This window comes from Roseisalinus antarcticus (genome assembly GCF_900172355.1).
GTDB classification, from domain to species: domain Bacteria; phylum Pseudomonadota; class Alphaproteobacteria; order Rhodobacterales; family Rhodobacteraceae; genus Oceanicola; species Oceanicola antarcticus_A.
The window spans coordinates 1-9,337 of the sequence record NZ_FWFZ01000062.1; the positions used below are offsets into that span (position 1 = coordinate 1).

The window sequence follows — 9,337 nt, forward strand, 5'->3', positions numbered from 1 at the left end:
CGAAACATGCTGCCCATGTAATCGTTATCCGATGTTCTAAAGGCCAGCCGTTGAAGTAGGCGAACGCTGTGGCGTCGGGGAAGTGATCCTTTTGGCGCTGCAACCGTGCTTGCTTGTCACGGCTTGCTCGACGCTCACGGGCGTTTGGTTTGTGGCGCTGAGGGTTCTTTTCTGTCCTGTAAGCTGGGGAACAGGTGTTTTTCCTCACTAAGGATACGCGCGCGTAGGGGCTGGCCGTCGAAACCGCATGCCCCTTTGTTTCTTGGCTATCTGCTGTGATCTTGTTTGGATGGATCGTCACGGAATTTCACCCCATTATTTTAGTCAGGTATTGGGGTTGTTTTCGTGCTGACCTAGCCATGTTTCAAATGCATCTCGCCTGATGCGCTGCACTGCGCCAATCCGCACAATGGGGGGCGTTTGCTTCCGGGTGACGAACTTTTGCCAGGTGCTCCGACTGATCCCCATTGCAGAGATCACGTCTGCCACCGTCATTAGCTGATCTTGTGGAGCTTGGGCCATATTCCGCAAATCCTTGTTCCTTGCACCGTATCTTGTGGATGCAAGTATACGCCAACAGAGGCTAGGGCGGAAGGCAAAACGGAACGGAACGGGAACGAGCGTTAAAGAATATCTTCTAAAGAAGATAGTTAAACAGTTAAGCCAGAACGAGGCTTCAGAAAGTGGCGTGTTTTCATTGCCTTGTGCCTATATTTCGTCAGGTCGAATGGGTGATACCCCGAACGAAAGTGGGTGATACCCCGAGTCCCAAAGTGGGTGATACCCCGAGTCCCTTTACAGTGCTGGGCCAAGTTATCCACAGGCTCAGAGCTTATAGCGCCGATCTTGCCGCCATTCGATTTTGGCTGGATCACGATTGAAGGCCAGTGAAGGGCCATTCGCACCCTCGATCTCGTTCATGCTGTATTCGGGCAGGGCGTTGCGGGCGATAGCCTTGCGCAGGTCTCGGGCAAACTGGCCGTAGGGCTGGGCCGATCCGCTCCGGGTGTGCAAGTCCCTGAAGGTGAATATCCACCCAGCTTGCCTGCCCACATGGCGGCGGGCGAGGCGATACAGGAACCGATCAAGGCCGCTCGTCAGATCGAAATACTTGGGCGAGATTGATAGAATGTCCCGATCTTTTGTGACCGCCTCGAAAAGCCATAGGGGCAATTCCAGCCATGCCGCCTTGGCTTGGCCGTCTTCGTTTTCCTCGATCTTGAATGCCGATAGCATATTAAACCGCCCAAGGTTGCGGCGTTTGCTTTTCAGGGACGGGCTTTCATAGGCCACGGATGTTGACCCGAGGCGATGTAGAGCCGCTTTCAGCTCGCCATATCCCTTGCCCCCCGTGTCGCGCCCTACCGCCTTCAACAGGTTGTATGGGCTAAACGTGATCCTGGCCGAAACGGAAAGGCCAGCGTTCACCGCCTCATTGATCTGCGACACCGCCCACAACAGCACGTCATAATCCCAGATTGTTGCAATGCCGGTATCTTCTGGGGCCGTGACGAGCACCTTCTGGCCGCTGGGGCCTTCCCATTCAATCCGGGTGCGCCTGTTCTTCGATAATGACACCAGCGGGGCGCTCATGGCCTCTCGCTCGTCTCTGAACGGGACATCGCCGATCAAGGCCACGAATAGATCAAGCTGGCTGTTTTTGCTCATGCCGCTTGGGCCTCGATCTCGTTTTCCCGTGCCATGACGTTGCGCACTGTCGCGGCATACCACAGGCCACCCCGCGCCGTCTTTATGCCGCGCGTGTTCAGCTCGTCCGCTATCTGGCGAAGGGATACACCACGGGCCGCGATCTGGCGAATGACTGGCAAGACGTTTGCCGCGTGTTGATCCGCCTTCCTTGCGTTGCGCTCTGCGCCTTTGCGGGCCGCTTGGCGCTGTTCCCCTGCCCTTCCCGGCATGGACCAGCCCAAGGCAACACCACGGGCCTTTGCCGCTGCCAGCGCCGCGCGGGTGCGGTCTGAAATGGCTTGGGCCTCGTGCTCTGCGACAGCCGCCATGACATGCAACAGGAAGCGATTTGCCTCTGGCATATCCGCCGCTGCGATCTCGACCCCTGCTTCTAGCAGGTTGGCAATGAAGGCCACGTTGCGGGCGAGGCGGTCCAGTTTGGCAATCAGAAGAACCGCGCCGATCCGTTTTGCCTCTGCCAAAGCGCGGGCGAGCTGGGGGCGGTCATTCTTCTTGCCGCTTTCGATCTCGACATATTCCGCTGCGATCTCGCCCTTACCTGCGACGTGATCCGCCACCGCCTTGCGCTGCGCGTCCAGGCCGAGGCCGCTCTTGCCCTGGCGATCCGTGCTGACCCGCAGATAGGTGACGTAGTGCATGGCGCGATCCCCCGAACCTTAACATTTCTCAACAGATGTCAGGTTTTATCAGGTGTATAAACACCCTACGTCCGTTGCGTCTTTATACGCCTATGCGTATTTACGTATTTCCGCAAGTGCGTATGTATGAACTTATGCGTTTGCGACTCTGCGGAACTGCGGTAACGTCTGCCCATGAAAACGATAGTCATAGCCGCCCAGAAAGGCGGGGCAGGGAAAACCACCCTCGCCCGCAACCTTGCCGTTGCCGCCTCGCAGGATGGCCGCGACGTCCTTTGCCTCGATCTCGACCCGCAAGGCTCACTGCGCGCCTGGTGGGAAGGCCGGGATGCTGACGCGCCATCAATGTTGGACCGTGACCCCGCGCCGGATGTTCTCAGGGCCACCCTGAACGCCGCGCAGGCGCAATTCGATCTGTGCATCATCGACACCCCGCCCGCCGCGCCGGAATGGCTGGCCGAGGCGTTAGGAGCCGCTGATCTGGTATTGATCCCGGTTCGACCCTCGCCCGACGATCTGCGCGCCGTGGGCGCAACGCTTGCCGCCGTAAATGCTGCCCGCGTCCCGTTCGCCTTTGCCCTGTCACAGACCCCCCGCGCCAAAATCACCGACGAAGCCGCCCGCGTCCTGGCGCAACATGGCCGTGTCGCGCCGGTCAATATCGCGCAACGGGTCAGCTATGCAGAAACCGGGGCAACGGGGCAGGGTGTCACCGAAACAACTGACGACAAGGCGGGGGCCGAGATTGCCGCTGTCTGGGACTACGTGAAGGGAATACTCGATGGTTAGGAAATCGCTGTCGCTTGACGGGATGCTCAACACACAGACCCGCCCGATAGATACCGGCATACCGCAACGGGGGGCGACACTTCAGCCGCCCAGCAAGCCCGCAGCGAAAGCACCCAAGAAGCGGGAAGGGGAAAAGCGGCTGACGCTCGCCCTCGATGGCGAGACCTATCGCCGCCTGCGGATGCATGCCGCCGAAACAGATCAGACACACCAGGCCATTCTGGAAGTCGCACTTGCGGAATACCTCAATCGCGCAAATGCGTAATTACGTAAACGCATATTTGCGGAAGTGATTTATGAACCTTTTCAACCGCAAGACCCTGAAACGGCACATAAAGCCTGCGGCTGTTCCCGCCGATCACTTGGCTGCGCTCGATGCCTGGGCCGATATGATTAGCTCTGGCCGGGTCTATGCCCTGAAGGAAACCGCCCTGCATGAGCAATTCGCGGCAAAGATCATCGAAGGGGTTCTTGGCTATCACGGGCCTGCGGGCGGGGCTGATTACACCGTATCGACCGAACAGGCGATTTTGCAGGGCAGTGTCGATCTTGCCCTTGGCCGGTTCGGCGGCACGACCCCGGAAATTCTCGCCCCGTTCGAGTTGAAGGGCGCGAAAACCAAAGACCTAGACGCCATCATGCCGGGGCGGAACAAGACCCCCGTTCAACAAGCGTGGGAATACGCCATGAACGCGCGGGGCGTGAAGTGGGTGCTTGTCTCGAACATGATAGAGCTGCGCCTCTATGGCTTTGGTGAAGGCACCACCGCCTATGAAACCTTCCAGCTCGACCGGCTGACCGATCCCGATGAATACGCCCGCTTCATGTTGCTGCTGTCAGCCGATAGCCTGCTGTCGGGCCGGACCCTCGATCTGCTGAAGCAAAGCCGCGCCGAAGACCGCGACATTACCGACAGCCTCTATCAGGACTACAAGGCGCTGCGCCTGAAGCTGATCGGAGCCGTCCAGGCGGCTGATCCGACTATCGCCCCGCTGGACTCTATCGCCGTCGCACAGAAGATCCTCGACCGGGTGCTGTTTATCGCCTTTGCCGAAGATACCGGCCTTTTGCCCGGCAACACCCTGTCACAAGCCTTTGTCACCCGCGACCCCTACAACCCCCGCCCGGTCTGGGACAATTTCCGGGGTTTGTTTAACGCAATCGACAAGGGCAGTGATGCCCTGAAAATCCCCCGCTACAATGGGGGCCTGTTCCGCCAAGACGACACAATCAACGCCCTGGCCCTGTCCGATGACGTCTGTGAGGGGTTCAAGACCCTGGGCGATTATGACTTCGCGTCCGAAGTTTCTGTCACCGTTCTGGGCCATATCTTCGAGCAATCCATCGCGGATGTTGAACGCCTTCAGGCACAGGCGCGGGGCGAGGAAACCGAAGACGAAAAGGCCACCGGCACGAGTGGGCGGCGCAAGCGTGACGGGGTTGTCTACACTCCCGACTACATCGCCCGTTTCATCGTGGCCGAAACCTTGGGCGCGCACATTGAGGAAGCCTTCACCGACATTCTGCGCGCCCATGCCAAGGCCGGGGCCGATCTGTCCGACTATGCCGCCATCCCGTGGCGCAGAAAATCGGCCGAGCTGGAAGCGTGGCAAGCCTATCGCGACCGGCTGAAGACCCTGCGCATTGTCGATCCCGCATGCGGATCGGGCGTGTTCCTCATCATGGCCTTCGACTTCCTGAAGGCCGAACTGTCGCGCGTGAATGACAAGATTGCCGATCTGCAAGGCAAGGATCAGCACATCCAAGACCTTCTGGACCCCGATAGCGAAATCCTGACGAACAACCTGTTCGGGGTGGACGTGAACGTCGAAAGCGTCGAAATCGCCAAGCTGTCGCTCTGGATCAAGACCGCCCGTCGCGGCAAGGTTCTGGACAGCCTGTCGGGCAACCTGCGCGTGGGTGACAGCCTGATCGAAGACAGCAGCTTCGCCTATCTCGATCATGCCTTCACCTGGGAAACCGCCTTTCCCAGCGTCTTTGCCGAAGGTGGGTTCGACGTGGTTCTTGGCAACCCGCCATATGTGCGCATGGAATTTCTGAAGGCGATGAAGCCCTATCTGGAAAAGCGGTATCAGGTAGTTTCCGACCGGGCCGATCTTTACTGCTACTTCTTCGAGCGTGGCCTGCGCCTGTTGAAACCGGGCGGGCGCTTAGGCTTCATTTCCTCGAACACCTTCTTCAAGACCGGATCGGGCAAGCCCCTGCGCGACTACCTGCGCCGCGAAGCGACCCTCGAAGGCGTTGTCGATTTTGGCGATCTGCAAATCTTCGAAGGCGTGACCACCTATCCGGCCATCCTGACCATGAAACGCGGGGCGGCGCCCAAGGCGCATGAACTGCGCTTCTGGAAGGTGGACGCCCTGCCAGAAAGCAACTTTCAAGCAACCTGGGAAGCCGCCGCAGGGCCATATCCACAAGCCGCCCTTGGAGCCGGATCATGGGAACTGGAAAACCCCGCCCTGCGCGCCCTGCGCGACAAGATCAGGACGGGCCGAAAGACTCTGAAGGATGTTTACGGCGCACCCTGCCGGGGCGTTGTTACGGGTCTGAACGGGGCCTTTGTGATCGATAGTGCCACCAAGGAAAGCCTCTGCGCCCAAGACCCGAAATCGGCTGATCTGCTGAAGCCCTTCCTCGAAGGCAAAGACCTGAAACGCTGGCGGGCTGAACCGCGCGGCCTTTGGCTGATCTACATTCCCAAGAACCGGATCGAGATTGACGACTACCCAGCCATCCAGGAATGGCTTCTGCCCTTCAAGGACAAGCTGGAAGCCCGCGCTACGAAGCAGGAATGGTTCGAGCTGCAACAGGCGCAGGAAGCGTATGCCCCACACTTTGCTGCGCCGAAGATTGCCTACAAGGACATTGGCGACAGCTCCCCGTTCCATGTGGACACAGAAGGTTCGTTCATGGCGAATACGGGATATTTCATCCCAAGCGACGAACACCACCTTGCCGCCTACCTCAACTCCAAGCTGCTATGGTTCACCTACCTGAACGTCAGCGCACAGATCAGGGGTGGGTTCGTTCGGTTTTTCTCAAACCATCTGGGCGAAATGCCTATACCAGACTGGCCGGATGGCGCGCAGACGGAACTGGCGGCACTGTCAGAAATGGCGCATGCCGCCGCGAAAGCTCGTCTGATCCTGCAAACCGCCCTGACCCGCCGCATTCCCGATCTCTGCCCGCCTGACCGCGCGCCCAAGCTGACAACCCGGCTTCAGGAATGGTGGACCCTGCCCGACTTTGCCGCTTTCCGGGCCGAGGTGAAGAAGGTGTTTAAGGCCGATATTCCCCTGGCCGAGCGTTCCGCCTGGGAAGACTGGATCACCCGCGACCGCGCCGGAATCGCCCGCCTGTCAGCCGAGATTGCCCAGGCCGAAGCTCAGATCGACAGCATCGTCTACGGTCTGTTCGACCTAACCCCCGACGAAATCGCGCTGCTGGAAAGCGCGGTCTAGCCCTGAAGGTTTGCGTCAATCTTCATCCTCTGAATCTTGAATTGCTTTCAATGTGCGCGATGTGGGCGCGCGATAATTCAGCCAATCAAACTTAAGGGCCTCGCGTTGTTGCTGCCCAAGGGGCTTGTCGCCTTCGCTAATTAGACCAAGGCCCGGCCTGCCGTCTTCGTGATTGACAACCAAGGTGTTGATCAGTGGCACACCGTTGTTCAAACAGAATCGCGCCAAGATGCCGAGCGGCATGGCGAGGCTGCGCCCAGACTGGCGACTGTCACCTATCGCCTCCACGAGATCGCCGTAGGTGAACAAACGCTTTGGCGATCCTTCAGGAATGATCTTTGGTCGCGTTAGTTGCTTCCACTCGCCATTTACGCGAACCTTGTCCCCGCCGCATGCGACCCAAGCAACTAAATAGTTGTAGGCATGGAGGGCTCTATCTGATTGGCGACGTGGCTTAATCGTTCCAAGATGACGAAAAGGCTGAGGTTTTCCCATTTTCCAACTCACTTTTTGATACATATGTGACAATGTGATACACATGTATCATCACGTAGGTGTGTGTCAAGGGCAGCCGTTGCCTGCGTTCTCCCACGGCAACGAAAAGCCTGAATAGGCAAAATTAGAATCCACTGTTGCTGTTCATTGTGCGGCACGCTTGCACTTTTCGCTAGCTAAGCCTATATTCACGCAATGAACAGCAAGCACCGCAAGACCCTTGCCGCAGTCTTCACCGATCCGGTGTCTGGCACCATAGAATGGGCGGCGGTCGAAAGCCTGCTGCTGACCACAGGGGCGCGACTGATCGAAGGGCGCGGATCACGAGTGCGGTTCGAGAAGGATGGTGAGGTCGCGACGTTCCACCGCCCGCACCCTGCCAAGGAAGCCAAGCGATACCAGGTTCGCGATGCCCGCGACTTTCTGGAACGGATCGGGGTAAGACCATGAGCAACACCATGACCTACAAGGGCTATGCCGCCCGGATAGACTATGACGACGAAGACGCGATTTTCACGGGCCGGATTGCCGGTATCCGCGACGGCGTGGGCTTTCATGCCGACACCGTGGAAGGGCTGCGCGAAGCCTTCCATGAGGCGGTTGAAGATTACATCGAGACTTGCGCCAAGATCGGCAAAGAACCGCAGAAAGCCTATTCGGGGCAGGTCATGTTCCGGGTCAGCCCCGATGTTCACCGCAAGGCCGCTTTGGCCGCCGAGCTGTCGGGCAAGAGCCTGAACCAATGGGCCGAAGAAGTGCTCAACCGCGCCGCCGGGTAAGCCGCCGTAACTTCACATCGTTTCCATTTTAACCCCTTGCAAAACAGGGGTAAGAAGGCGGTTCGGGGTGTAAAGTTAACGTTCCTATTTCTTGCCATCTTCACACCCATCAAAAACCCCCTTTTTTCAGCATCGGGCCGAAGCGGTCGATGAAGGATAGGTTCACCGCATGTTCGAACGTGTCGTGCTCGTCGCAGAGGCGTTCATAGGTGCGCCAGTGCATGCCCTTTGGCTTGCCCCAGCCTGACCCTTCCAGGACGCCCCCCGGGCCAGCCCATGCGGTCACGGATACGATGCGCGCGCCGTGCCGCCCGATCCCCGGTGTCTTCACGCTGCGAGGGATAGGCGAGCTGGTAGCATTTGCGACAAGCAAAGATGCCCCCGCCATAGATCACCGCAACACGCTGGCCGCACCCACGGGCAGGGCAGAGAAACCAGTGCCGTTCGCCGCCCATGTGACAAGGCGTTGTCGTCAGATGGACGGGGTAGCTTTCATCCTTCCATTCATTGCCGCCGCTTCTGTGCCGATAGGTCAGGATCACGCGCCCCAGCTCTGCCCTGATGTTGACCGAAGCGACAGCCTCGCCATTCCGTGACCAGGTGATGCGCCGGTCTGCCCCAGGTGACAGCATGCCTTCACGCTTCAGCCATCGCACATCAATCGACCGATAGCCTTCTGTCGTGTCCTTGGACCCGTAATGCCATCGCCGCCCGCTTCCACTACCGCCCATGACACCTCACAGATTTTCCCGAAATCATTTGCTAAGATGCCCGATACCTTCGCGGGGGCGATAAGCGGGCCTCTCAGTGGCCATCTGCGCTCTATGCATCACTTCCAGCCAACAGCACGCTTCCACGCCTCTAGGGCGTCTCTCTGCGCCTCTACGGGGGCATAATGGATAGACCGCGACACCCCGATCACCTTTCCCTTGATCCTTGGGACGATCAAATGGCGCTTCCCCTGATCGACCAAGTATCCCGCCCACCTTTGCGCACTCGCCAGCCGCGACACTGCAATGTTGCGCTTGATCTGCCATCCGCCGCATTCAGATTGCGCCATCACACCCTGTCCTAAACGGGCATATGAGGCTGGACTGCCGGTTAGCCGCGTCAACAGCTTCACAAGCTCATCGTCGGGAAGGGGCCAATACAAGCCGAGGTGAACATGAAGGCCAAGCCGCGCGCCTTCGTCACGCGACCAGATGCAAGCAAGTGGATGCCCTGCTTTTCTCAGCAAACGCGCCAGCTCTGAACGAAGGCGTTCGTTGCGTGCTTTATCGTTCAGGCCAATGATATTGCCTTCGATCCGTTCGCCGCCGAAACATGCTGCCCATGTAATCGTTATCCGATGTTCTAAAGGCCAGCCGTTGAAGTAGGCGAACGCTGTGGCGTCGGGGAAGTGATCCTTTTGGCGCTGCAACCGTGCTTGCTTGTCACGGCTTGC

Annotated in this window: 11 protein-coding genes; 5 read left to right on the forward strand and 6 right to left on the reverse strand. The window is 58.7% G+C overall.

Going from position 1 to position 9,337, the window contains the following annotated elements; all coding sequences use genetic code 11:
- From ROA7023_RS25380 to ROA7023_RS22310, 4 genes are all read right to left on the reverse strand, one after another.
- A partial coding sequence (locus ROA7023_RS25380) for a hypothetical protein (RefSeq protein WP_234992410.1) occupies positions 1-301 on the reverse strand: 301 nt, incomplete at its 3' end.
- Positions 302-324: 23 nt separating this feature from the next.
- Complete coding sequence (locus tag ROA7023_RS25910; RefSeq protein WP_085881180.1) at positions 325-522, reverse strand: helix-turn-helix domain-containing protein; 198 nt, start codon at positions 520-522, stop codon at positions 325-327.
- Positions 523-825: 303 nt separating this feature from the next.
- On the reverse strand, positions 826-1,668 hold the full coding sequence (locus ROA7023_RS22305; RefSeq protein ID WP_085881181.1) for a replication initiator protein A: 843 nt from the start codon (positions 1,666-1,668) through the stop codon (positions 826-828).
- Entirely contained in the window at positions 1,665-2,348 is a 684-nt protein-coding gene (locus ROA7023_RS22310; RefSeq protein ID WP_085881182.1) for a recombinase family protein, read from the reverse strand. Before ROA7023_RS22310 ends, ROA7023_RS22305 begins: the two co-directional genes overlap by 4 nt.
- Positions 2,349-2,522: 174 nt before the next feature.
- Between ROA7023_RS22310 and ROA7023_RS22315 the strand changes: the two genes are divergently transcribed.
- Genes ROA7023_RS22315 through ROA7023_RS22325 form a run of 3 tightly spaced genes read left to right on the forward strand, consistent with a single transcriptional unit; the run spans position 2,523 to position 6,619 of the window.
- The gene (locus ROA7023_RS22315) at positions 2,523-3,137 is read left to right on the forward strand and encodes an AAA family ATPase (RefSeq protein WP_085881183.1); all 615 of its coding nucleotides are present in this window, start codon (positions 2,523-2,525) and stop codon (positions 3,135-3,137) included.
- Positions 3,130-3,402, forward strand: coding sequence for a CopG family transcriptional regulator (locus ROA7023_RS22320; protein WP_200812579.1), 273 nt, complete (start codon positions 3,130-3,132; stop codon positions 3,400-3,402). The genes ROA7023_RS22315 and ROA7023_RS22320 overlap by 8 nt, the downstream gene beginning before the upstream one ends.
- A 31-nt stretch (positions 3,403-3,433) precedes the next feature.
- Positions 3,434-6,619: an Eco57I restriction-modification methylase domain-containing protein gene (locus ROA7023_RS22325; RefSeq protein WP_085881184.1), complete on the forward strand. Its 3,186-nt coding sequence runs from the start codon at positions 3,434-3,436 to the stop codon at positions 6,617-6,619.
- A gap of 15 nt (positions 6,620-6,634) precedes the next feature.
- Here the strand turns inward: ROA7023_RS22325 and ROA7023_RS24185 are convergent, their stop codons facing one another.
- Positions 6,635-7,159, reverse strand: coding sequence for a hypothetical protein (locus ROA7023_RS24185; protein ID WP_143535712.1), 525 nt, complete (start codon positions 7,157-7,159; stop codon positions 6,635-6,637).
- 150 nt (positions 7,160-7,309) lie between these two features.
- Here ROA7023_RS24185 and ROA7023_RS22335 point away from each other — a divergent pair, with 150 nt between their 5' ends.
- Both ROA7023_RS22335 and ROA7023_RS22340 read left to right on the forward strand, forming a co-directional pair.
- The gene (locus tag ROA7023_RS22335) at positions 7,310-7,564 is read left to right on the forward strand and encodes a type II toxin-antitoxin system HicA family toxin (protein WP_085881186.1); all 255 of its coding nucleotides are present in this window, start codon (positions 7,310-7,312) and stop codon (positions 7,562-7,564) included.
- Positions 7,561-7,893: a type II toxin-antitoxin system HicB family antitoxin gene (locus ROA7023_RS22340; RefSeq protein WP_085881187.1), complete on the forward strand. Its 333-nt coding sequence runs from the start codon at positions 7,561-7,563 to the stop codon at positions 7,891-7,893. Before ROA7023_RS22335 ends, ROA7023_RS22340 begins: the two co-directional genes overlap by 4 nt.
- Before the next feature lie 829 nt (positions 7,894-8,722).
- Here ROA7023_RS22340 and ROA7023_RS24625 read toward each other — a convergent pair.
- Positions 8,723-9,337 (reverse strand): hypothetical protein (locus ROA7023_RS24625; protein ID WP_159458643.1); only part of this gene is annotated, 615 nt, incomplete at its 5' end.

Bases quoted from the DNA above. Each gene is read 5' to 3' on its own strand.
- ROA7023_RS22315 (WP_085881183.1), top strand. From the start codon at position 2,523: ATGAAAACGATAGTCATAGCCGCCCAGAAAGGCGGGGCAGGGAAAACC.
- ROA7023_RS24185 (WP_143535712.1), bottom strand. From the start codon at position 7,159: ATGTGTATCACATTGTCACATATGTATCAAAAAGTGAGTTGGAAAATG.
- ROA7023_RS22335 (WP_085881186.1), top strand. From the start codon at position 7,310: ATGAACAGCAAGCACCGCAAGACCCTTGCCGCAGTCTTCACCGATCCG.
- ROA7023_RS22340 (WP_085881187.1), top strand. From the start codon at position 7,561: ATGAGCAACACCATGACCTACAAGGGCTATGCCGCCCGGATAGACTAT.
- ROA7023_RS22305 (WP_085881181.1), bottom strand. From the start codon at position 1,668: ATGAGCAAAAACAGCCAGCTTGATCTATTCGTGGCCTTGATCGGCGAT.
- ROA7023_RS22320 (WP_200812579.1), top strand. From the start codon at position 3,130: ATGGTTAGGAAATCGCTGTCGCTTGACGGGATGCTCAACACACAGACC.
- ROA7023_RS22310 (WP_085881182.1), bottom strand. From the start codon at position 2,348: ATGCACTACGTCACCTATCTGCGGGTCAGCACGGATCGCCAGGGCAAG.
- ROA7023_RS22325 (WP_085881184.1), top strand. From the start codon at position 3,434: ATGAACCTTTTCAACCGCAAGACCCTGAAACGGCACATAAAGCCTGCG.
- ROA7023_RS25910 (WP_085881180.1), bottom strand. From the start codon at position 522: ATGGCCCAAGCTCCACAAGATCAGCTAATGACGGTGGCAGACGTGATC.